The following is a 20,709-nucleotide window of genomic DNA, read 5'->3' on the forward strand; positions in this document are numbered from 1 at the left end:
ATGGCGACGGACGGACCTGGCCGTGCGCCGGCGACCGATGCGGCAGCGGCGCTTCTGACGCGACTCGTCGAGCGGGGTCTGCGTCACATCGTCCTCTCACCCGGGTCGCGCTCTCAGGGGCTCGCCCTCGTCGCCGCCGAGCTCGAGGCGCGCGGGCTGATCCGTCTGCACGTCCGCATCGACGAGCGCGTCGCGGGTTTCACCGCGCTCGGGATCGGCCGCGAGGACCGGATGCCGGCGGTCGTCGTCTGCACCTCGGGTACCGCCGTCGCGAACTTCCTCCCCGCCGTCCTCGAAGCCCACCATTCCGGTGTGCCCCTTCTCCTCCTCACCGCCGATCGGCCGCCGGAGCTCCGCGGCATCGGCGCCAACCAGGCCACGCGTCAGCCGGGCATGTTCTCCGGTTTCGTGCGCCTCGAATCCGACCTTCCCGTCGCCGAGGCGCTCGCCGAGTCCGCCGAGGCCGACGAGGTCGCCGCCTTCCGGGCGGCCGCCGACGAGGGGTGGGATGCCGCCGTCGGCAGCGGTTCGCGGGTCGCGGGGCCCGTGCACCTCAACATCCCGTTCCGGGAGCCGCTCGCGGGCGAACTCCCCGGGTGGGTGCCGTCGTCGAGTGCCGAGGATGCGGCATCCGATCCGACCGAGGCCGACGTCGAGGCGGAGACCGTCGAGGCCGAATGGGGTGCGCATTACCAGGGCGGCGGCGGTGTCGGTGCGGCACTCGAGGTCGTCGAGTCGGAGCCGGTCGTCCTCGAGGCGGGACCGCGCACGGTGGTCGTCGCCGGCGCGGATGCCGGGCCGGATGCCGAGGAACTCGCGCACGCCGGCGGCTTCCCGCTGATCGCGGAGATCGTGAGCGGCGCGCGGTACGGACGGCACCTGGTCCACGGCTACCGCACGCTGCTGTCGGATGCGGAGCTCGGCGGTCGCGTCGAACGAGTCGTCGTGTTCGGGCATCCGACTCTGAGCCGCGAGGTCGCGAGACTGCTCAGCCGCAGCGACGTCGAGGTGATGGCGGTCCGCGGGCCGGGGGAGCAGCTGAATCTCAACGGCGTGACGGTCGCGGTCGACGATGTGACCGCGGCGCGAGGCACGGGCGACCGCGACTGGCTGGGGGCGTGGATGCGCGCGTCGCGAGACCAGGTGGTCGACCTCAGCCCGGCGGCACCCGACGCGGATGCGCTGTCCTCGGCCGTTCCCGCCGAACGGCTCGGCGCGATCTCGGCCGAGCTGGGGGCGATCCGTGCCCCGGTCGATCGGGCCGCTCTCGTCGACGCGGTGTGGCGGGCGACGTGGCCGCACGACCGGCTGCTCTTCGGATCGTCGCGGCTGGTGCGCGTGGCCGACGAACTGCTCGGCGGAAAGAAGGTCCCCGTTCACGCGAACCGTGGGCTCGCCGGCATCGACGGCACCATCGCAACGGGTCTCGGCATCGCTGCGGCGTCTCAGCGCGGCGCGGTACCGGGCGTCACCCGGGTGCTGCTCGGCGATCTCGCCTTCCTCCACGACGTCGGAGCGCTCCTGCATCCGGCCGCAGAAGACGAACCGCGCATCCAGGTCATCGTCGGCAACGACGGCGGCGGGACGATCTTCGACGGCCTCGAGGTCGCCGGCGTCGCGAGCCCGCCGGCGTTCGATCGGGTGCAGTACACCCCGCAGACCGCGCGTCTCGAGGAACTCGCCCGCGCCTACGGCTGGGAGTACCAGCGCATCACGACGCGGGGTGCCTTGGATCAGGCGCTCACGTCGCCCGCGGGAGGACGCCAGATCATCGAAGTGTCCCTGAGTCGGTAGTCGCGGCATCCGCAAGGCGGTCGCGCCGGTCACGGCGGCACGGCAGGATGTGGCGCATGACTGACGCTCACTGGACCGCTTCCCCGTCGACGCTGCTGCGGGTGGGGCCGGGATTCCGGCTCGCGGACGTGGACCCGGCATCCACCCCCGGTTACGACGGCGGCAAGAAGGCGGGGCAGGCGGATCTCGCCGCCGCGGCGGAGCGGTTCGACCAGCTGCAGGAGCGGCTCTACGCGCAGAGCCGCACGCAGCCGGATTCGCCGTCGGTCCTGCTCGTGCTGCAGGCGATGGACTCTGCGGGCAAGGGCGGCATCGTCCGTCACGTGATCGGGGCGACCGACCCGCAGGGTGTGCATCTGAAGGCGTTCAAGAAGCCCACGGCAGAGGAGCTGGCCCACGACTTCCTGTGGCGCATCGAGAAGGAGGTGCCGGAGCCGGGGTACATCGGCGTCTTCGACCGTTCGCACTACGAGGACGTCTTGATCGGCCGGGTCCGCCAGCTCGCACCCGGGGAGGAGATCGAACGACGTTACGGAGCGATCGCCGACTTCGAGGAGCGGATGGCGGGGCGCGGGGTGCACATCGTGAAGGTGATGCTCCACATCTCGGGCGACGAGCAGAAGTCCAGGCTCGCCGAGCGGCTCGACCGGCCCGACAAGCACTGGAAGTACAACCCCGGCGACGTCGACGAGCGCGAACTCTGGCCGGCGTACATGGAGGCCTACCAAACGGTGTTCGAACGCACCTCCACCGACCGGGCGCCGTGGTTCGTCGTCCCCGCGAACGCCAAGTGGTACGCCCGGCTGGCCGTGCAGGCGCTGCTGATCGACGTCCTGGAACGCATCGACCCGCAGTGGCCCGTGGCGGACTTCGACGTCGAGGCCGAGAAGGCGCGTCTCGCGGCAACGTGACGACGGTCAGAAGGGTGCCGGGTCGCCGGGCGTTGTTTCGGCAGGGGTGAAGGCGACGGCCGGGGTGGGTGCGTCTTCGCGGTAGGTCCTGCCGAGGGGTGAGGTCCATTCGAGGACTCCACCCTGGAGTTGTCGGACTTTCCAGGCGGTGAACTGCTTCATCGAATGGTGTCTCTGACAGAGGTGGGCGAGGTTGGAGAGTTCTGTCCGACCGCCGAGGGCGTGGTCGTGGGTGTGGTCGACTTCGCAGCGGATGGCGGCGACGCGGCATCCGGGGAACCGGCAGTGCTGATCCCGGGCTTGCAAGAAGCGGCGCATCCCGGACGGGACACGGTACGAGTCGGTCGATACCGTCACCCCGGTGGCCGGGTCGTGGAACAAGCGTTCCCAGACACCCGTGTCACCGGCGAGAAGCCGTGCGGTACCCGGGTCGATGGGGGAGCGACCGGCGAGATCGCACGGCCCGTCATCGGCACCCGACAATGTCGCGGCGGGGACCAACACCTGCACCCGGGCGCGGATCGCGCCGAGCGGCCCGGCGGTGGTGTCGCGGGTGTCGTCCAATGCCGGGGTGCCGGCGAGGAGCAGGTCCGCGAACACATCAGCGCGGACCTGATCCGTCGAGCGCGCGTCGGTCGCGATCACATCTGAAGTCGCCGAGCGCTCCCCGCGGGTGTCGATGATCGCCCGGGCCTGCTGCGTCAATCGATCCTGGATCCCCTCCGCGATCACCGTCGGGAGAGTCGCGATCAGGTCGCTCATCCCATCCCGCCCCGGGATCAACCGCACGCACCGCCCCGAGGCCGCCTCCTCGTGCCGTTCGGCGAAGGTCCGTGGATGCATCCGGTGCGCGAGGATCTCGAGTTCGCCTCTCACCCGGTTCGGAGTGTCACGCTCACATCGCTCGATCGCGGCGGCTTCGAACTCCGCCCACAGCTCGGCGGGCAGGTTCACCCCGGCGTCGACGATCGCGGTCACATGTCCGCGTACGATCCGGCCGGCTTCCCACGCGGCCACGGCGGCGGGGAACCCTTCGATCGTCACCCGTGCTTCCCCGATCCGGCGTTGCACTGTCCGATCGGTCGTGCGCATCGCCCCGGCGACCTCGGCAGCAATCGACCGCAGCGCCATGTCGTGCAGGAGGACGTTCGCGTCCGCGTGTGCGCTCTGCGCCTCCGCCAACCGTCCCGCGGCGGCGAGCACGCGCAACTCCGCGATCTGCCCGGCAGCGATGACACGGCCCGCGTCTTCAACGTCCGCGACGATCCCCGCGATGGTGGCGAGATACTCCTCGCCACCGGGGTTTTCCATCGCTTCCGTCATGCCTGCACTCTGTCACCAACCTCCGACATCGCCTCGAGCACGGTCAGGGCAGATGCGAGCGGATGGCGCGCACGACGGCATCCGCTCGCTCGACCGGGACGAAGTGCCCGCAGTCGGTGACGACCTCGAGGCGGGCGTCGGAGAAATGCTCGGAGAGCTTGTCGGCCCATTCGACGGGGAACAGCGGGTCGCTGTCGGGCCACAGCATCGTCGTCGGCACGGTGATCGGCTCGTCGTCCGCGGCGTATCCCCGGTTGGCCGCGTACCACTGCAGGCTCGCGGCGAAGGCCCCCGGCCGCGCGTAGGCCGCGACGATCTCGTCGAGGTGCGGCGGCGGTGCGGCATCCGCTCGCCACGTCTCCCAGAGGTAGTTGAGGTACGTGCGGACGGCGCGTTCGTCGCCGTCGATGAGCGCGGCGGCCACGGGTTCGCGGTGAAAATGCTGGTACCAGAAGGTCGAGGCGAGGGCGGGGGATGCCGCACGGTCGCCGATCCCCGGATAGGCGGGCGTGAGCACCGCGCCGCGGAACCGGTGCGGCGCCGTCCGGAGCGCGGCCTGCGCGATGCGACTGCCGATGTCGTACCCGACGATGACGATGCCATCGTCGACACCTTCAGCGTCGAGCGTCTCGAGCACACGGTCGGCGTGCGCCTGCGCCGTGGCCTTCTCGATGCCCGTGATTCCGCCGTACCCGGCGCCCATCCCGCGGAGGTCGGGAACGATCACTCTGTCGGCGGCGAGGCCCGCGACCACCTCGTCGTAGTCGGAGGGAAGCCCCGGCCACCCGTGCAGCAGGACGACAGTCATGCTGCGAGGCTAGCGGCGACGCCGCGGATGCCGAAGGCCTGACGGTGGTCGGCATCGAGCTGCGTTCGGCTACCCGGTAGTGTGCGGAGGGGGACGCACCGCATCCGCGGCTGCGAGAGGGGGACCCATGCAGCGACGGAAAGCGCTCATCGCCTGGATCGTCGGGGTCGGGCTCATCGCCCTTGTTCTGGCAGGCGTGCTCGTCTCGGCCGCGATCACGGCCGCGATCCTCGTGGACCGGGTGCCCGGTGGGGACGTCGGGCTCGCCTCGACACCCGCCCTCGACGGCGCCTACGCCACCATGACGTGGTCGCTCGCCGCCCTCGTCGTCGTCGCCGCCCTCGGAGTGAGCGTGCCGCTCATCGCCCGGAGGGTCTCCCGCCGTCCCTCTTTCCGCTGACCGTTCCTCAGGGAGATCCCGTGCCTTTCGAACCCGTTGCCCTCGACCACACCTTCACGGCTCCGATCGGCGTGGAGGTCAAGGGGGAGACCTGGGCCTGCGTCGAGATGCCCGGTTCGGCGGAGTTTTTCGGTACCGGCCGCTCGGTCAGGGTCGACCTCACCGTCGACGAGGTCGAGATGCCGAACGTCGGGCTTATGGTGACGGGCACCGGCGGCCACATGGTGTCCCTGAACGCGGCAGTCCGCAAGAAGCTCGGCAAGGGGATCGGTGACGCGGTCACGGTGCACCTGACGCGTCGGCTGAGATAGGTCAACCCCGCATTCGTCGGCGCCGGTGACGGTTAGCGTGGTGCTCCTCGATCTCGGAGACGCCTCTGGAGACGAGCGGAAGGGAACGCGTGAGTCTTCGTCGAAGCGAGCCGGTCGTCCACGTTCTGACGATGGACGGGCTGGACTTCCGCATGGTGCGTTCGTCCCATCCGGCCGCTCAGCGCACTTTCCTCCTCGTCCACGGAATCGGGATGTCGCACCGCTACCTGCGTCGGCTCCACGACGAGCTCGCGCTCGCGCACTCCGTGATCTCGATCGATCTGCCCGGCTTCGGCGGCCTGCGCCGCCCCTCTCGAGACCTCGACGTCCGCGCGATGGCGGGTGCGCTCGCGACGCTGCTCGACCGCGAGGCGGTGACGGATGCCGTCGCCGTCGGCCACTCGATGGGGAGCCAATGGGTCGTCGAGCTCGCGGTGCAGCGCCCCGACCTGGTGACGCACATCGTCGCGGTGGGACCCGTCGCCGACGATCACCATCGGACGGCGTTCGCACAGGCGCGGGCTCTCGCACTCGACGTGGTGGGTGAGACGCCGCGCGCGAACTGGCAGGTGCTGAGCGACTACGTGCGATGCGGCATCCCCTGGTACCTGCGTCAGCTGCGGCACATGGTCGCGTACCCGATCGAGGAGCGCGTGGGACTGCTGACGAGGCCGCTGCTCGTGCTCCGCGGTGCGCAGGACCCGATCGCAGGGCTGTCGTGGTGCCGCCGGTTGCGGGATGCCGCTCCGGATGCCGCGGTGATCGAGGTTCCGCGGGGGTGGCACGTCGTGCAGGACCGCGCTCCGCGGGCGGTCGCCGGTGCGATGGAAGCGTTCCTCTCCGCGCATACGCTGCCGAGCCCGGGTAAGTCGCCGCGATGACGGCGTTCGTGCGCAACGCGGTGTGGTGGGCAAGGGACTACCTGTACGCGGCGGTCTGGCAGATCCGGGCGACGCTGAACCGCACCGACCCCCGGGCGTTCTCGGAGGGGGATCGCACGCCCATCGTCATCCTCCCAGGCGTCTACGAGACCTGGCAGTTCATGTATCCCCTCATCACCGCGATGCACGACCGGGGGCATCCGGTCCACGTCGTCCAAGTGCTGCACCACAACCGTCGCCCGGTCGACGAGGCGGCCGCCCGGGTCATCGAGTATCTGCGCGCGAACGGTCTGCGCGGCTGCGTTCTCTTCGCGCACAGCAAGGGCGGACTCGTCGGCAAACGCGCGATGGTGCTCGACGCGGCGGACGGGCGGATCGCCCGCATGCTCGCTGTCGCGACACCCTTCGGCGGATCGCGGTACGGCCGGCTCATGGTGTTGCCGTCCCTCCGGATCTTCTCACCGAGGAGCGCGACGATCCTCGCCCTCGCGAAGGAGCGGGAGGCGAATGCCCGCATCGTCTCGGTCTACGGGGAGTTCGACCCGCACATCCCGGAGGGGAGCGAGCTCGCCGGCGCCGCGAGGAACGTGCGACTCGACACCGGCGGCCACTTCAGGGTGCTCGCGGACCCTCGTGTCATCGCGGAACTGGTCGCCCTGTCGGAGGGCGACGGGAGTCCGGCCGGTCAGGCGACTCCCTGAGCGACGAGCACGTCGTCGACGAAGGCGTAGACCTGCTGCGGACGGAACCCCGCGAAGAATGTCGCGCGATGCTTCTCGATGCGCACAGTGTGCCGTTCCTGCTGACCCACCTCCAACGCGTACGTCTTCACCGTGCTCGCGGAGAACAGCCGAACGGTGTCGACGATGCTCTGCCCATCGACCGTGATGGTCAGCCGACCCCAGAACTTGTCGAACGAGAAGACGACGATGTGCCGCTCGGCGTTGCCCACGGGGAAAGTCATGATCACGGCGCCAGCCTAGGGGTGACGGCCTCGCGCGTGCGGGGCCGCCGCTCGCGAGTGCGTGGTCGCAGTCCGACGAGTCAGTCGTCGGCGTCGATGACCTCCCACTCGCCGAAGAGCCGGAATCCGGCGGTTTTCGCGAGGGCGACGGATGCCGTGTTGTCGAGCTGGCACCGATACTGCGGTTCGTATCCGCGCGCGATCGCCGCCGCGCTCATGGCTCGCACGGTCGCCCGCGCAAGACCCTGTCCGCGGTAATCCGGGAGGGTGATGACGCCCAGGTCAGCCAGGCGACTGCCGCTCCACGGGTACATGCTCGCGGCGGACGCCAGCGTGTCACCCGCGAACGTTCCGAAGACGAGCCAGTGGTCGAGTTCGACGAACGCTTCGTCGAGGTCGTCCTCGGGCGCTCGTGCGGTCAGTTCGGCGAAAGCCGCGGCGTCCGCCGCGGTGAGTTCGCGGGTTTCACGGCGAGGCGCTTCGCTCCGAAGCGCGTCGCGCTCTGCGGCGGGCAGGTAGAAGAGGTTGTCGGGGTCGTTGAGGGTGACGCCGGCGTCCTTCAGGCGTGCGACGAGTTCCGCGTGGGAGATGTCGTCGCCGTCGCTCACCGAGAGGCGTTCGGCCTTCTCAGGTGAGACCGCGAGGATCGCCGGTCCGTCCTGGATGCGCAGAAGCGACACCGACCGATTCTCGGGAAGTCCCGAGTCGACCGCGACGACGACGTCCGCGCCCGTGTGCGAACGGGCGACGGCGGGGACCCAGTGGTCGACGACGGTTGAGGAGAACATCGGGGCGTCCTTTCGAGCGAGGGCGGTACTCCCAACCTCCTCCTGCGACCGGGCCGCGGGGCGAAGGCGAGCCCGCAGGGCGTCGCGCTCGGCGTCGGAGAGGGGCTCGAGCGGGTAGCGGGTGGCATCCTCTCGGAATTCGTAGCCGTCGCCCGGCTGACGGGGGATGACGTGGAGGTGCGCATGCGGAGTGCCTTGGTCGGCATCCTCCCCGTTCGACATCACGAGGTTCGTCCCGGTCGTCGCCGACGCGAGGACGTCCCGGATGGCGCGATCGGCGGCCTGCGCGATCAGGGCGAGCTCGGTCACCTCATCTGCCGTGAGCGATGCGAGGTCGGGTGCGTGGCGGAGCGGAATGACCAGCACATGTCCGCGATTGATCGGATGCCGGTCGAGGACGGCGAGGATGTGCTCGCCGCGGGCGACGACGTCGAAGCCGTCCTCGACGATGTTCTGGCAGAAGCTGCAGACGGCGTCACGCATACCCGTGAGACTACGGGCAGGGCTCCTGCGGTTCGCGGCGCACACCGTGTCGCGCCGCCCCGCCGATGACGGTCACGACGGAGGCGAACACCAGCGCGACGCCGACGACCTGGGCCGGGGTGAGCGTCTCGTGCGCGGCGAGACCGCCGATGGCGAGCGCGACGACGGGGCTCAAGAGCCCGAGGAACGCAGGAACCCGCGTCGGCAGCGCGGCGATCCCTCGGAACCAGAGGGCATACGCGAGCGCGGTTCCGATGAGGCTCAGGTAGGTGTACCCGGCGAGGTTGGTGAGCGTGGGGGGCTGCGCGGGAAGCGGCTCGAAGGCGGCCGTGAGTGCGGCGAGGACGATGCCGCCCGCGGCCAGTTGCCAGGCCGTCACCACGAGCGGAGGGTGCTCGCTCGCCCAGACCTTCGTCAACACGACGCCCAGCGCCATCGACACCGCACCCAGCAGGGCGGCGACGATACCGATCGCATCCAGCCCGCCCGCGGCCCGCAGGACGATGAGTGCGACGCCGATCACCCCGGCGACCCCTGCGGCGAGGAGGCGTCCCGTCAGCTTCTCGGCGAGCAGGCGAGACGCGAGCACGGCGACCAGCAGCGGTTGGATGCCCCCGACCACCGCCGCGACGCCGCCGGGCAGTCGGTCGGCGGCGATGAACAGGAAAGCGAAGAAGCCGCCGATGTTGAGCGCGCCGAGCACGGCGGACTTCCACCACCACGAGCCGCGGGGGAGTCGCCGTCCGATGAGGAGGAGCAGGATGCCGGCGGGCAGCGCGCGCACGGTCGCGGTCAGGAGCGGATGGCCCCCGATGAGGAGGGTCGTCGACGTGATGTACGTCGTGCCCCAGAGGATCGGAGCGACCGCCGTCATCGCGACGACCGACATCGTTTTGCTAAGCACTTAGTCAATATAGCTCACTGCTTAGCGATATGGTCGAGGGATGGATCACGTCGATCGCATCCTCAGCCAGTGGCGCGCCGCTCGGCCCGGTCTCGATGTGAGTCCGATGGCGGTGATCGGTCGTCTCAGCCGCGCCGCGGCCGTCGTCGACGCGAGGCTCGCGGCGACCTTCGCGTCTCACGGCATCGATGCCGGGACGTTCGACGTGCTCGCGACGCTCGCGCGTCAGGGCGAGCCCTTCCGGATCACTCCCGCCGAACTCGCCGCCGACGCCATGATCACCTCGAGCGCCGTCGCCCAGCGCCTCAACCGCCTGGATCGGCTGGGTCTCGTTGTCCGTGAGCCGAATCCCGACGACGGACGCGGCAAGTTCGTGCGACTCACCGACGCCGGACGTGAGCTGCTCGATGCGGTCCTGCCCGATCATCTGGCGACCGAGCGCGAGATCCTCGCACCGCTCACGGCCGCTGAGCGGGACACGCTCGCCGGGCTGCTGTCGAAGCTGACCTCCGAAAGGTGAGCGAGGCGCCCGTCAGGCGAGCGCGTCGATGATCGGGCGGAACTTCACCCGGGTCTCGAGCATCTCCGTCTCGGGATCGCTGCCGGCCACGATTCCCGCGCCGGCGTGCGCGATGAGCGGAATGTCCGCCCCGGCATCCGTGTGCACGTCGAACTGCGCGCAGCGCAGGGCGATCGCCCACTCTCCGTCACCCGCGGCGTCGATCCAGCCGACCGGGCCGGCGTAGCGGCCGCGGTCGAACGGCTCGACCCGGCGGATGACCTCGAGCGCAGCCTGTGTCGGCGTGCCGGCGACGGCCGCCGTCGGGTGCAGGACCTCGACGAGGTCGAGGGACGACGCGTGGCCTGACAGGGTGCCCTCGACGTCCGTCGCCAGGTGCCAGACGTTCGGCAGTTTCAGCATGAACGGCTCGGGCTCGGCGACCAGGGCCGACGTGTGCGCACGCAGCGAAGTGAGAACGCTCTGCACGGCGTACCGGTGCTCGTCGAGATCCTTCGCGCTCGTCGCCAGGGCGAGGGATGCCGCGGTGTCGGCATCCGCGTCGGCTCCGCGCGCGGCCGTCCCGGCCAGCACTCGGGCGGTGACCGTGCCGCCTGAGACGGTCACGAGGGTCTCGGGGCTCGCCCCGATCGCGCCGTCGACGGCGAACGTCCAGGTGTCGGGGTACGCCGACGCAAGGGCGCGGACGAGGCGCCGCAGATCGGAGCCCGCGGGCACCGTGCCCACCAGGTCGCGAGCGAGGACGACCTTGGCGACCTCGCCGGAGGCGATCGCCTCGAGCCCGGCGCGCACCTCGCCCTGGTAGCCGTCGGGCGTGCAGGCGCCGGGGCCCACGGTCGCCGACCAGTGCGGTCCGAAACCGATCGCCTGCGGCTCGTCGCGTTCCGGCTCGCCCTCGACGAAGACATGGGTGACCCAGCTCGTGTCGCTGCGGCGACCAATGATCATGCGCGGCACGGCCAGCGCGGTGCTCGCCGAGCTGTTCGCGGGGTCGAACGGCAGCGTGCCGAAGGCGACGAGGCCGGACCCCGGCATCCCCACCTTGTCGTCGATCTCCGCGACGGCAGCGACGTCGCGCCACCACTGCGCAGCAGGCGTGCCCGCGGGGAGCTCGGCCGCACGACCGACACCGACGAGCAGATCACCGCGACGCGACCACACGGTCGGGTCGTCGGGTGAGGCGTACACGAGCGGCTCGTCGACCGGTTCGATCCGGCGGGTGACGGCACGCAGCCGCGGGATGCCGAGTGCAGACGTGGTCACCCCGCCAGCCTAATCCGGCGGTGATGCGGCGGGCCGCGCCTCTCCGCCCCGCCGCACAGCCTCACCGCACCCTGCCCGGATTAGGCTCGACACGTGACCGACCAGCCCTCCCGCACCCCGTCCACCCGCGCGGACCTCGGCAAGGACCCCGCGCGCGTCAGCGGCATGTTCGACGAGGTCGCGGCGGCCTACGACCGCACCAACACGGTGCTGAGCCTCGGCAACGACAAGCTGTGGCGCATTGCGACCACGCGCGCCGTGGCGCCGCGTCGCGGTCAGCGCATCCTCGACCTGGCTGCCGGCACCGGGGCGAGCTCGGTCTCGCTCGCCCGCTCGGGTGCCGAGGTCGTCGCCGGCGACTTCTCGGCGGGGATGATCGCCGAAGGGAAGCGGCGGCACGGCGGCATCCCGAACCTGTCGTTCGTCGAGGCCGACGCGACGGCCCTGCCCTTCGCCGACGAGGAGTTCGACACCGTCACGATCTCGTTCGGCCTGCGCAACGTCAACGATCCCGAGAAGGCGCTCCGCGAGATGCTCCGCGTCACGAAGCCCGGGGGAACGCTCGTGATCTGCGAGTTCTCGCACCCGCCGGCAGCGCTCATGCGCGTGCTGTACCGGTTCTACAACGACCGCGTCCTGCCCATCGTCGCCCGCGCCTTCAGCTCGAACGCCGCCGCCTACGACTACCTCAACGAGTCGATCCGCGACTGGCCCGACCAGCGCACCCTTGCCGGTCGCATGCGCGAGGCCGGCTGGGATCAGGTGGCCTGGCGCGACCTCAGCTTCGGGATCGTGGCCCTGCACCGGGCACGCAAGCCCGCCACCCCGGACCAGGCGTAGGGCGCGACGGGTACGCTGGAGCCATGACCCCCCGCCCCGGTACTCCGGGCTCGCAGATCGCGAGCCGACTCGGCGTCACCGAACGCATTTTCGTGGGACCGCGGATGCGGAAGCTCCTCACCACGGTCGAAGAAGGGCTCGACCTCGTCGAAGCCCGCCTCGCCGGTGAGTTGAAGGTCGGCGACTCGCTCGCCGACGTCACGTCCCGCTACCTCTACGAGGCCGGTGGGAAGCGGATGCGGCCCATGCTGGCGATCCTGACCGCGCAGCTCGGCTCGGGGGTGACCGACGACGTCCTCGCGGGTGCGACGGCGCTGGAGATGACCCACCTCGGCTCGCTGTACCACGACGACGTCATGGACGAAGCCGACCGTCGACGCGGCGTTCCCAGCGCCCACGCCGTGTGGGGCAACAACGTCGCGATCCTCACCGGCGACCTGCTCTTCTCCCGTGCGAGCCAGCTCATGGCGCAGGTGGGGGAGCGGGCGATCCGCCTGCAGGCCGACACCTTCGAACGTCTCGTCCTCGGGCAGATGCACGAGACGGTGGGCGCCCAGCCAGGCGACGACCCGGTCGAGTTCTACCTGCAGGTCCTGAGCGACAAGACCGGTTCGCTCATCGCCGCCGCCGCCGAGACGGGCGTCGTCTTCTCCGACGCGTCCGACGAGTACGCGGCTCCCGTCCGCGAGTTCGGTGAGCGCGTGGGCGTCGCCTTCCAGCTGCTCGACGACGTCATCGACCTGTCGGCCGACCCCGCCGAGACCGGCAAGGTGCCCGGCACCGACCTGCGTGCCGGCGTCCCGACCATGCCCTATCTGCTTCTCGGCCGTGCGACCGACCCGGCCTCGCAGGCCCTCAAGGTCACGATCGACGAGGGCGTCGCCCGCATCTCCGACGGCGCCGACCCCGCGATCCTCGACGAACCGCTCGCGCAGTTGCGCGTCCACCCCGCGACAGAGGCGACCCGCCTGCTCGCGCACGAGTGGTCCGACCGCGCTGTCGCGGCTCTCGCGCCGCTTCCCGACGGGCAGGTGCGGGATGCGTTGACCCGCTTCGCCCAGGTCGTCGTCGACCGCTCCAGCTGAAACCCGGCGGAATCGCCGCTTCTTCGTCACGCCCGTTCGCGGGCTCTCGGAAAGGACACCCATGACCAAGCTCCGGCTGGCCATCGTCGGCGCAGGACCCGCCGGCATCTACGCGGCGGACATCCTCCTCAAGGCAGAGCGCAAGTTCGACGTCTCGATCGACCTGTTCGACCACCTGCCCGCCCCGTACGGGCTCGTCCGCTACGGCGTCGCCCCCGACCACCCGCGCATCAAGGGCATCATCAACGCCCTCCGCGACGTGCTCGACCGCGGTGACATCCGCATCTTCGGCAACGTCCGCTTCGGCACCGACATCACCCTCGCCGACCTCAAGAAGCACTACAACGCGGTCATCTTCGCGACCGGCGCCATCAAGGATGCCGACCTCGACATCCCCGGCATCGACGCCGAAGGGTCGTACGGCGCCGCGGACTTCGTCAGCTGGTACGACGGGCACCCGGACTTCCCGCGGGAGTGGCCGCTCGACGCGGCATCCGTCGCGGTCCTGGGCAACGGAAACGTCGCTCTCGATGTGGCACGGGTCCTCGCGAAGCACGCCGACGACCTGCTGCCCACCGAGATCCCGGCGAACGTCTACGAGGGCCTGAAGGCGTCGCCCGTCACCGACGTCCACGTCTTCGGTCGCCGCGGTCCCGCGCAGGTGAAGTTCACGCCGCTCGAGCTCCGCGAGCTCGGCGAGCTGAACGACGTCGACATGGTCGTCTACGACGAGGACTTCGACTACGACGAGGCCTCCAAGGCGGCGATCGCGTCGAACAAGCAGGTCATGGTCATCGACCGCGTGCTGCAGTCGTGGCGCAAGCGGCCCAGCGTCAACAACGCCGGCGGCGAGGCCAGTCGCCGCCTTCACCTCCACTTCTGGGCGCGTCCCGTCGAGATCAAGAAGGATGCCGACGGTCGCGTCAGCGCGATCGTCACCGAGCGCACGCGGCCCAACAACTCCGGCGGCGTCGAGGGCACGGGCGAGCTGCGCGAGATCGCCATCGGCCAGGTCTACCGCGCGGTCGGTTATTTCGGTTCGCCGCTGCCCGACGTTCCGTTCGACAAGCGCCACGGCGTCATCCCGAACCACGAGGGTCAGGTCGTAGAGAAGGGCTCGAACGAGCGCGTCCCCGGCGTCTACGCGACGGGCTGGATCAAGCGGGGCCCGGTCGGACTCATCGGCCACACCAAGTCCGACGCCATGGAGACCATCCGTCACCTCATCAACGACCAGGCGTCGTGGTGGACTCCCGAGGACCCGTCCGACGAGGCGATCATCTCGCTGCTCGCCGAGCGCCAGATCGCCTGGACCGACCTGGACGGCTGGCACCGACTCGACGAGCACGAGGTCGCCCTCGGCGCCCCGCACGAGCGCGAGCGCATCAAGGTCGTCGACCGCGACGAGATGGTGCGGGTCTCGCGCGGGGAGTGATCACGCGATGACCGGCGGCTGGGAGCAGGACGTCCTGGGGCGTCCGTTCGAGCGGCTCACGCTGCCCCTGGGCAGCGACCAGGAAGGCGAGGTCGTCGCGACGCTCGTCCGGCTCGATCCGCCGAGACTCGCGAGCCTCACGGGACCGTTGCGCGACGTCGACGTGATCTACCTGCACGGCTGGTCTGACTACTTCTTCCAGGTCGAGCTCGCGCGCTTCTGGGCGTCGCTCGGCGCGCGGTTCCACGCCCTCGACCTCCGCAAGTACGGTCGAAGCCTCCGGCCGGGGCAGACACCCGGCTTCGTGACCTCGCTCGACGTGTACGACGCCGACATCGCCGCGGCTTTCGAGGCCATGGGGCATCCGCTGGACCGTCCGCGCACGCGTCGTCGCCTCGTGATGATGGGCCACTCGACCGGGGGTCTGACAGCGACACTGTGGGCGTCCCGCCATCACGGCCGGCTCGATGCGCTCGTCCTGAACAGCCCATGGCTCGAGCTGCAATTGGGGACCCTCGGTCGGCAGGCGCTGTCGCCGCTGGTGCAGATGCGTGCCCGAGTCGATCCGATGGGGGCGCACCCGGTCGTCGACCTCGGGTTCTACACGCGCGCGCAGACCGAGGTCGGTGCTCTCCCGGTGCGCGGCTACCGCCGGGAGTGGCGACCCGAGCGCGGGTTCCCTACGCATCCCGCCTGGTTGGCGGCGGTGGTCGAGGCGCACCGGCGGGTCGCCTCGGGCATCGACGTGGCCTGCCCGACGATCGTGCTGCTGTCGACGAAGTCCACGAATCCCTTCGCCTGGAACGCGGAGATGACCGGGAGCGATTCGGTCCTGGTCGTCGACGACATCGCGCGCGCCGCGACCCGCATCGGCCGCGACGTCACGCTCGCGCGGATCGACGGCGGCATCCACGACCTCTTCCTGTCCCGTCCCGCCCCGCGCGAACAGGCCTACCGGACGCTTGAGCGATGGCTCGCCCAGGGTGCTCTCGGGCGACCACGCGGATCGCGGCGAGGGCGGTCCGCGCACTGACGGCGGACGCGGTCAGGCCGGCCGCAACAGGGCGCCGAGGGTCTGGAGCGTGGACTCCAGCCCGACGCCGGGGTCGAGCAACCACTGGATCTGCAGACCGTCGGATGCCGCGATGAGTAGGGCTGCGAGGTGCTCGGCGGGGACGTCGTCCCGCACGAGACCTTCGCGCTGCTGGACCCGGAGGCTCTCGGTGATGGATCCGCGGAGTCCCTCGAAACGGGCGGTGAAGAAGTCCCGCCCGACGCCCTCCTCGTCCTGAAGGGACGCGGCGAGCAGCGTGGAGTAGAGGGTCACGAGGCCCGGGATGTCGACGTTGCGCCGCGCGGCGTGGATCATCGTGTCGATGCCGGGTCGGAGCTCGGGCGGATTCTCGTGGTTCTGCTCGGCGTGCGCGTAGACGGCGACGAGCAGCTGCTCGCGCGAGTCGAAGTAGTGCAGGAGAGCGGCATGGGACACTCCGATGGCCTCGGCGATCCTGCGGAGCGACGTGCCGCTGGCACCCCGCTCACGGAACACCTCGATGGCGCGGTCGAGGATCTCCTGGCGCCTCGCGACGCCCTTGGGCATCGATCCGCGGCGACCGATGACGTCATCCTGACCCTGCTGCATGGGGCCAGCGTAGGCCCGCAGAATCAAAACCTCCACATGGAGGTTAATTCTGTTATCGTCGGGATCACGCCGCCCCGCGGCATCCGACAACGACGTTACGAAGGAAGGCCCATGGCTCTGCCACTCGCCTCAGTCCAGCTCTACACGCTCGCAAAAGAGTTCAGCGAGGACATGTCCGGATCGCTCGACAAGCTGGCTGCTCTCGGCCTGCGCAACGTCGAGGCGTTCGACTTCGTCCGCCGTCCCGATGAGATCCGCGCGGCGCTCGACGCCAGCGGTCTCGCCTCGCCGACCGGCCACGCGCCCCTGCTGTCGGACGAGCTGTGGACGCCGGACGGCTCGATCCCCACCCCCGCGCCCGAGGTCGTCTTCGAGGCCGCCGCGAAGATCGGGATGACCACGGTCATCGACCCCTTCGTCCCCGCCGAGCGCTGGTTCACCGAGGAGGGCGTCGCCGACATCGCCGAGCGCCTCAACCGGCTCGCCGAGACGGCCGCCGGTTTCGGCATGACCGTCGGCTACCACAACCACGCGCAGGAGTTCGTGAAGTCCTTCGACGGACAGACTGCCTACGAGCGCTTCCTCGAGCTCACCGACGACCGCGTCGAGATCGAGCTCGACCTGTTCTGGGCGCTCACCGGCGGCCAGGATGTGCCGGCTCTCGTCGAGAGGCTCGGCGACCGGCTCATCGCCGTGCACGTGAAGGACGGCATCGCCCCGGCATCCAACCCGTGGGCTCCCGGCTCCGACGAGTTCGGCTCCGACTCGCTCGAGCAGTTGCGCGCCGGCACCGGAGACGTCCCGCTCGCGGCATCGCTGCGCGCCGGCACGAACATCCGGTACGCCGTCATCGAGTACGACAAGGCCCCCGGCGACGTGTTCGAGGACATCGCGGCGTCCTACGCCTTCCTGAAGGACGGCGGGTTCATCGCATGACCGGTCCCGTCGGAGTCGGCATCGTCGGTGCCGGTGTCATCAGCCAGACCTACCTCGAGAACCTGACGTCGTTCCCCGACGTGAAGGTCGTCGCCATCGGCGACATCATCCCCGAGCGCGCCCAGGCCAAGGCCGAGGAGCACGGCGTCCCCTCGTGGGGCACCCTCGAGGACGTCCTCGGAAACCCCGAGGTCGAGCTCGTCGTCAACCTCACGATCCCCGAGTCGCACATCGCGGTCTCGTCGCAGGCGGTCGCGGCCGGCAAGCACGTGTGGACCGAGAAGCCGCTGGGCCTGGACCGCGAGGGTGCTCGCCAGTTGTTGAAGGATGCCGACGCTGCCGGCGTCCGCGTCGGCTCGGCGCCCGACACGATCCTCGGCCCCGGGTTCCAGTCCGCGAAGCGTGCGATCGCCGAGGGCGTCATCGGCACGCCCCTGTTCGTGCAGACGGCTTTCCAGACGCAGGGGCCCGACCTGTGGCATCCCGAACCGGCGTTCCTGTTCGCGAAGGGTGCGGGACCGCTCCTCGACATGGGGCCGTACTACTTCTCGGCGCTCGTCAGCCTGCTCGGCCCGATCGCCGGTGTCGCGGCGCGCGGTTCGCGCTTCCGCACGGAGCGTCACATCCACACCGGCCCCCGCGCCGGTGAGACATTCCCCGTCGAGGTGCCGTCCTCGGTGCAGGTCCTGTCGACGTTCGAGGGCGGCCAGCACGGCACGCACCTGCTGAGCTTCGACTCGGCGCTCGAGCGTCACGGCGTCGTGGAGATCCACGGTACCGAGGGCTCGATCGTGCTGCCCGACCCCAACCGCTTCGACGGTCCGACCCGTTACGTGAAGCCGCTCGGCGTCTTCCGCGACGGAATGAAGACCGAGCAGGAGTGGATCGACGTCGAGCAGGAGGGCACGGTCGTCGGCCGTGGTCTCGGTGTCCTCGACATGGTGCGCGCGATCGCGGAGAACCGCACGCACGTTGCGACCGGCGAGCTCGGCTTCCACGTGCTCGACGTGCTGCTGTCGGCGCAGGACTCGGCCGAGACCGGCCAGTACCTCGAGATCGACAGCACGGTCGCGCCGGTGCCTGCGGTTCCGGTTGATTTCGACCCCTTCGCCCGCACGCTCTGATCAGCTGACAGCACGACGGCCCGGATCCCTCGCCGGGGTCCGGGCCGTCGTCCGTTCGTCAGCGCGGTTGGTGCGAGCGCACCCGGAACCAGAGGCTCAGCTCGCGTGCGGCGCGGAGCGTGGCGGACGGGTCGCCGTGCGCTTCGAGGTCGTCGAAGGTGTCGCGGAAGCCTTCGGGCGCGTTCTCGTCGGGCATCGCGATGGGCTCGAAGCCCATCGTCCACTCTGCGAAGTTGCGTTCCTCGATGAACTCGTCGATGAGGACGCGCAGGTGGTCGTGGCGCGGATCGCGCTCGATCTTCCCCATCGTCTCTCGGACCGCCTGCTCGGGGCCCTCGAGGATCTGGATGAAGCGGCCGTTGCGATACAGCAGCATCCCGGTGATGTCCCGCTGCGCGTTCGAGGCCCGGCTCTGCTGGAGCAGCTCGCCGAGCGCGTCGTCGCTGAACGGGACGGTCGCGTTGCTGGAGTACACGACGGAGAAGACGGTGTCGTCGGTGGGGGTCATCGGTTCTCCCGGATCGTGAGGATGCCGTTCGTCCCCGGCGCGGGTGTCGGAACCGACGAGAGCGTCCGCATCGCGGAGACCAGGTCGGCGAACGTGCCTATCACCGCCGAACGCATGTCGAATGCGTCATAACGCCCATCCCGACGTCGCTCGATGTAGCCGAGGAAGTTGCCGTCGCGGCTGCCGACGTGGAAGCCGTCTTCGACGCGCGCCCAGACCGTGCCGGGGGATGGGTGGTGCTCAGACACGGGGACCTCACTTACTCGTGGTGCAGAGTAGCCACGGTAGGTGAGGGCCCCGACAGCCGCGCGGGCTTGACAACCCGTTGGCCGCTCACCCGCGAGTCAGCGGTAGTTGATGAACTGCAGGTCGACGTCGAGGTCGGCGGCCTTCAGCATCCGCTGCACTTCCTGCAGGTCGTCGCGGGACTTCGACTGCACGCGCAGCTCGTCGCCCTGGATCTGCGCCTTGACCGACTTGGGTCCCTCGTCGCGGATCAGCTTGGTGATCTTCTTCGCGTCCTCGGAGGAGATGCCCTCCTTGAGCGTGGACACGAGACGGAACTCCTTGCCCGACGGCTGCGGATCCTCGGACTCGAGGCTCTTCAGCGAGATGCCGCGCTTGATGAGCTTGGACTGGAAGACGTCGAGCACGGCCTTGGCCCGCTCGTCGCTGTTCGCCTTGATGAGGATCGACTCACCGCTCCACTCGATCGAGGCGCCGGTGCCCTTGAAGTCGTAGCGCTGCTCGACCTCTTTGCGCGCCTGGTTGAGGGCGTTGTCCGCCTCCTGACGATCTACCTTGCTGACCACGTCGAACGAAGAGTCTGATGCCATGCGTTCGAGGGTACCGCTGTGCCGAGCGGATGCCGCGGGTCGCGACATCCACATCGTTGCGCGCCCGTGATCCGCGACCGTTAGCGTCGAGGCATGGATCGTCGGGGGAAGATCATGCTCGGTATCGCCGTGGGGGCGGTCGTGGGGTTGCTGGCGCTTGCGGCGCCGGCGGTCATCGGCATGATCCCGACGGATGAGGTGGTGGCGGAGGCGCCGTCGCCGTCGGCCAGTCCCGCGCGCATCGCGCCGCCGACCCCGACTCCGACCCCGACGCCGGAACCCACGGAGCCCGCACCCGTCGAGACGACGCCCGCACCGCCCGAGAGCAAGTGCCTGGGCGTCGCACCCGGCAAGGATCGCGGGTCGATCTCTCCCGGGGCCACCGGCGTCGTCGAGCGATCCAACGGGAAGGGTCTCGCGACGGTCTACCGCGTGGTGTCGAACGATTCGTACTGGGCGATCGTCGAGCGCTTCTGCCTCGACAGCGGCGACTTCGACGCCGCCAACGCGTTCGACGGTGCGGGCGACATCTACGAGGGCGACTACCTCGCGATCCTCCCCGAGGGGACGGTGACGGCGGCGGCGCTCAACGAGGCGAAGAAGGGCGGCTATCGCACCCACCAGGACTGCGACGGCATCGCACGCATCGAGGTGTCCGAGCCCACCTCGTCAGGGCGGATCTCCGTGAGCATGTCCGGCGCCCTCACCGACACCGGCACCGGCGAGTACGCGGAGGGTCCCGTCGAGAAGGTGGACGGGAAGCCCACGTTCTACACCGTGCAGCCCGGCGACACCTATCGCGGTATCGGCGACCGCTTCTGCGTCGACGCGATCACGGTGCAGCGCTTCAATGAAGCAGGCGGTCCCGAGCACATTCTGCAGCCGGGCGACCGGGTGCAGCTCCGGCCGACCAGCCGGTCCATCGAGGCCAAGGGCTGAGCCCCGCGCGCCGC

At 70.0% G+C, this 20,709-nt stretch carries 24 protein-coding genes; 14 read left to right on the forward strand and 10 right to left on the reverse strand.

The features are described from left to right. Positions 1-1,794: a 2-succinyl-5-enolpyruvyl-6-hydroxy-3-cyclohexene-1-carboxylic-acid synthase gene (menD, locus tag H286_RS0110115; RefSeq protein ID WP_020098064.1), complete on the forward strand. Its 1,794-nt coding sequence runs from the start codon at positions 1-3 to the stop codon at positions 1,792-1,794. Between the two features lie 56 nt (positions 1,795-1,850). Continuing rightward, on the forward strand, positions 1,851-2,705 hold the full coding sequence (locus H286_RS0110120) for a PPK2 family polyphosphate kinase (protein WP_020098065.1): 855 nt from the start codon (positions 1,851-1,853) through the stop codon (positions 2,703-2,705). A 6-nt stretch (positions 2,706-2,711) separates the two neighbouring features. Here the strand turns inward: H286_RS0110120 and H286_RS0110125 are convergent, their stop codons facing one another. After that, a complete protein-coding gene (locus H286_RS0110125; RefSeq protein ID WP_020098066.1) occupies positions 2,712-4,028 on the reverse strand; it encodes an HNH endonuclease signature motif containing protein in 1,317 nt (438 codons plus the stop codon). 43 nt (positions 4,029-4,071) lie between these two features. After that, positions 4,072-4,836 carry an alpha/beta fold hydrolase gene (locus H286_RS0110130; RefSeq protein WP_020098067.1) on the reverse strand — a complete coding sequence of 255 codons (765 nt, stop codon included), beginning with the start codon at positions 4,834-4,836 and terminating at the stop codon, positions 4,072-4,074. A gap of 127 nt (positions 4,837-4,963) precedes the next feature. Here H286_RS0110130 and H286_RS0110135 point away from each other — a divergent pair, with 127 nt between their 5' ends. From H286_RS0110135 to H286_RS0110150, 4 genes are all read left to right on the forward strand, one after another. Beyond that, a complete protein-coding gene (locus tag H286_RS0110135) occupies positions 4,964-5,236 on the forward strand; it encodes a hypothetical protein (RefSeq protein WP_020098068.1) in 273 nt (90 codons plus the stop codon). Between the two features lie 20 nt (positions 5,237-5,256). Continuing rightward, positions 5,257-5,547, forward strand: coding sequence for a DUF1905 domain-containing protein (locus H286_RS0110140; RefSeq protein WP_020098069.1), 291 nt, complete (start codon positions 5,257-5,259; stop codon positions 5,545-5,547). Positions 5,548-5,636: 89 nt separating this feature from the next. Beyond that, positions 5,637-6,428 (forward strand): alpha/beta fold hydrolase, encoded by a 792-nt coding sequence (locus H286_RS0110145; RefSeq protein ID WP_231370933.1) that lies wholly within the window; start codon positions 5,637-5,639, stop codon positions 6,426-6,428. Further along, entirely contained in the window at positions 6,425-7,129 is a 705-nt protein-coding gene (locus tag H286_RS0110150; RefSeq protein WP_020098071.1) for an esterase/lipase family protein, read from the forward strand. Before H286_RS0110145 ends, H286_RS0110150 begins: the two co-directional genes overlap by 4 nt. Here H286_RS0110150 and H286_RS0110155 read toward each other — a convergent pair. The 3 genes from H286_RS0110155 to H286_RS0110165 form a co-directional block, all read right to left on the reverse strand. Continuing rightward, the gene (locus H286_RS0110155) at positions 7,114-7,392 is read right to left on the reverse strand and encodes a hypothetical protein (RefSeq protein WP_231370956.1); all 279 of its coding nucleotides are present in this window, start codon (positions 7,390-7,392) and stop codon (positions 7,114-7,116) included. The genes H286_RS0110150 and H286_RS0110155 overlap by 16 nt on opposite strands. A gap of 80 nt (positions 7,393-7,472) precedes the next feature. Next, a complete protein-coding gene (locus H286_RS14715; RefSeq protein ID WP_020098073.1) occupies positions 7,473-8,663 on the reverse strand; it encodes a GNAT family N-acetyltransferase in 1,191 nt (396 codons plus the stop codon). Positions 8,664-8,673: 10 nt separating this feature from the next. Continuing rightward, on the reverse strand, positions 8,674-9,567 hold the full coding sequence (locus H286_RS0110165) for an EamA family transporter (RefSeq protein WP_231370934.1): 894 nt from the start codon (positions 9,565-9,567) through the stop codon (positions 8,674-8,676). 40 nt (positions 9,568-9,607) lie between these two features. On the opposite strand from H286_RS0110165, the gene H286_RS0110170 reads away from it, so the two are divergent. Then, on the forward strand, positions 9,608-10,087 hold the full coding sequence (locus tag H286_RS0110170; RefSeq protein ID WP_020098075.1) for a MarR family winged helix-turn-helix transcriptional regulator: 480 nt from the start codon (positions 9,608-9,610) through the stop codon (positions 10,085-10,087). 12 nt (positions 10,088-10,099) lie between these two features. Here the strand turns inward: H286_RS0110170 and H286_RS0110175 are convergent, their stop codons facing one another. After that, complete coding sequence (locus tag H286_RS0110175) at positions 10,100-11,350, reverse strand: isochorismate synthase (RefSeq protein ID WP_020098076.1); 1,251 nt, start codon at positions 11,348-11,350, stop codon at positions 10,100-10,102. 93 nt (positions 11,351-11,443) lie between these two features. On the opposite strand from H286_RS0110175, the gene H286_RS0110180 reads away from it, so the two are divergent. The 4 genes from H286_RS0110180 to H286_RS0110195 all read left to right on the forward strand — a co-directional run bounded on the left by H286_RS0110180 (position 11,444) and on the right by H286_RS0110195 (position 15,743). After that, positions 11,444-12,190 carry a demethylmenaquinone methyltransferase gene (locus H286_RS0110180; RefSeq protein ID WP_020098077.1) on the forward strand — a complete coding sequence of 249 codons (747 nt, stop codon included), beginning with the start codon at positions 11,444-11,446 and terminating at the stop codon, positions 12,188-12,190. A 23-nt stretch (positions 12,191-12,213) separates the two neighbouring features. Then, positions 12,214-13,275: a polyprenyl synthetase family protein gene (locus tag H286_RS0110185; RefSeq protein WP_018186891.1), complete on the forward strand. Its 1,062-nt coding sequence runs from the start codon at positions 12,214-12,216 to the stop codon at positions 13,273-13,275. A 61-nt stretch (positions 13,276-13,336) separates the two neighbouring features. Beyond that, positions 13,337-14,710, forward strand: a complete 1,374-nt coding sequence (locus H286_RS0110190; RefSeq protein ID WP_020098078.1) for an FAD-dependent oxidoreductase — start codon at positions 13,337-13,339, stop codon at positions 14,708-14,710. Between the two features lie 7 nt (positions 14,711-14,717). After that, positions 14,718-15,743, forward strand: a complete 1,026-nt coding sequence (locus H286_RS0110195) for an alpha/beta hydrolase (protein WP_020098079.1) — start codon at positions 14,718-14,720, stop codon at positions 15,741-15,743. A 12-nt stretch (positions 15,744-15,755) separates the two neighbouring features. Here the strand turns inward: H286_RS0110195 and H286_RS0110200 are convergent, their stop codons facing one another. Beyond that, positions 15,756-16,352 (reverse strand): TetR/AcrR family transcriptional regulator, encoded by a 597-nt coding sequence (locus tag H286_RS0110200; protein ID WP_020098080.1) that lies wholly within the window; start codon positions 16,350-16,352, stop codon positions 15,756-15,758. Positions 16,353-16,463: 111 nt separating this feature from the next. Between H286_RS0110200 and H286_RS0110205 the strand changes: the two genes are divergently transcribed. Together H286_RS0110205 and H286_RS0110210 are read left to right on the forward strand one after the other, a co-directional pair. Beyond that, positions 16,464-17,288 (forward strand): sugar phosphate isomerase/epimerase family protein, encoded by an 825-nt coding sequence (locus H286_RS0110205; protein WP_020098081.1) that lies wholly within the window; start codon positions 16,464-16,466, stop codon positions 17,286-17,288. Then, positions 17,285-18,412, forward strand: a complete 1,128-nt coding sequence (locus tag H286_RS0110210) for a Gfo/Idh/MocA family protein (protein WP_020098082.1) — start codon at positions 17,285-17,287, stop codon at positions 18,410-18,412. The genes H286_RS0110205 and H286_RS0110210 overlap by 4 nt, the downstream gene beginning before the upstream one ends. 58 nt (positions 18,413-18,470) lie before the next feature. On the opposite strand, the gene H286_RS0110215 is transcribed toward H286_RS0110210, so the two are convergent. The 3 genes from H286_RS0110215 to H286_RS0110225 all read right to left on the reverse strand — a co-directional run bounded on the left by H286_RS0110215 (position 18,471) and on the right by H286_RS0110225 (position 19,756). Then, a complete protein-coding gene (locus tag H286_RS0110215) occupies positions 18,471-18,920 on the reverse strand; it encodes a BLUF domain-containing protein (protein WP_020098083.1) in 450 nt (149 codons plus the stop codon). Then, a complete protein-coding gene (locus tag H286_RS0110220; protein WP_020098084.1) occupies positions 18,917-19,168 on the reverse strand; it encodes a hypothetical protein in 252 nt (83 codons plus the stop codon). Before H286_RS0110220 ends, H286_RS0110215 begins: the two co-directional genes overlap by 4 nt. A 96-nt stretch (positions 19,169-19,264) precedes the next feature. Then, positions 19,265-19,756: a YajQ family cyclic di-GMP-binding protein gene (locus tag H286_RS0110225; protein ID WP_028497481.1), complete on the reverse strand. Its 492-nt coding sequence runs from the start codon at positions 19,754-19,756 to the stop codon at positions 19,265-19,267. A gap of 93 nt (positions 19,757-19,849) precedes the next feature. On the opposite strand from H286_RS0110225, the gene H286_RS14575 reads away from it, so the two are divergent. After that, positions 19,850-20,695: a LysM peptidoglycan-binding domain-containing protein gene (locus H286_RS14575; RefSeq protein WP_020098086.1), complete on the forward strand. Its 846-nt coding sequence runs from the start codon at positions 19,850-19,852 to the stop codon at positions 20,693-20,695. Positions 20,696-20,709: the final 14 nt, after the last annotated feature.

The sequence above is a fragment of the Microbacterium sp. 11MF genome (genome assembly GCF_000383475.1).
GTDB classification, from domain to species: Bacteria; Actinomycetota; Actinomycetes; order Actinomycetales; family Microbacteriaceae; genus Microbacterium; species Microbacterium aquilitoris.

Bases quoted from the DNA above. Each gene is read 5' to 3' on its own strand.
- menD (WP_020098064.1), top strand. From the start codon at position 1: ATGGCGACGGACGGACCTGGCCGTGCGCCGGCGACCGATGCGGCAGCG.
- H286_RS0110120 (WP_020098065.1), top strand. From the start codon at position 1,851: ATGACTGACGCTCACTGGACCGCTTCCCCGTCGACGCTGCTGCGGGTG.
- H286_RS0110125 (WP_020098066.1), bottom strand. From the start codon at position 4,028: ATGACGGAAGCGATGGAAAACCCCGGTGGCGAGGAGTATCTCGCCACC.
- H286_RS0110130 (WP_020098067.1), bottom strand. From the start codon at position 4,836: ATGACTGTCGTCCTGCTGCACGGGTGGCCGGGGCTTCCCTCCGACTAC.
- H286_RS0110135 (WP_020098068.1), top strand. From the start codon at position 4,964: ATGCAGCGACGGAAAGCGCTCATCGCCTGGATCGTCGGGGTCGGGCTC.
- H286_RS0110150 (WP_020098071.1), top strand. From the start codon at position 6,425: ATGACGGCGTTCGTGCGCAACGCGGTGTGGTGGGCAAGGGACTACCTG.
- H286_RS0110155 (WP_231370956.1), bottom strand. From the start codon at position 7,392: ATGACTTTCCCCGTGGGCAACGCCGAGCGGCACATCGTCGTCTTCTCG.
- H286_RS14715 (WP_020098073.1), bottom strand. From the start codon at position 8,663: ATGCGTGACGCCGTCTGCAGCTTCTGCCAGAACATCGTCGAGGACGGC.
- H286_RS0110170 (WP_020098075.1), top strand. From the start codon at position 9,608: ATGGATCACGTCGATCGCATCCTCAGCCAGTGGCGCGCCGCTCGGCCC.
- H286_RS0110185 (WP_018186891.1), top strand. From the start codon at position 12,214: ATGACCCCCCGCCCCGGTACTCCGGGCTCGCAGATCGCGAGCCGACTC.
- H286_RS0110190 (WP_020098078.1), top strand. From the start codon at position 13,337: ATGACCAAGCTCCGGCTGGCCATCGTCGGCGCAGGACCCGCCGGCATC.
- H286_RS0110195 (WP_020098079.1), top strand. From the start codon at position 14,718: ATGACCGGCGGCTGGGAGCAGGACGTCCTGGGGCGTCCGTTCGAGCGG.
- H286_RS0110200 (WP_020098080.1), bottom strand. From the start codon at position 16,352: ATGCAGCAGGGTCAGGATGACGTCATCGGTCGCCGCGGATCGATGCCC.
- H286_RS0110205 (WP_020098081.1), top strand. From the start codon at position 16,464: ATGGCTCTGCCACTCGCCTCAGTCCAGCTCTACACGCTCGCAAAAGAG.
- H286_RS0110210 (WP_020098082.1), top strand. From the start codon at position 17,285: ATGACCGGTCCCGTCGGAGTCGGCATCGTCGGTGCCGGTGTCATCAGC.
- H286_RS0110215 (WP_020098083.1), bottom strand. From the start codon at position 18,920: ATGACCCCCACCGACGACACCGTCTTCTCCGTCGTGTACTCCAGCAAC.
- H286_RS0110225 (WP_028497481.1), bottom strand. From the start codon at position 19,756: ATGGCATCAGACTCTTCGTTCGACGTGGTCAGCAAGGTAGATCGTCAG.
- H286_RS14575 (WP_020098086.1), top strand. From the start codon at position 19,850: ATGGATCGTCGGGGGAAGATCATGCTCGGTATCGCCGTGGGGGCGGTC.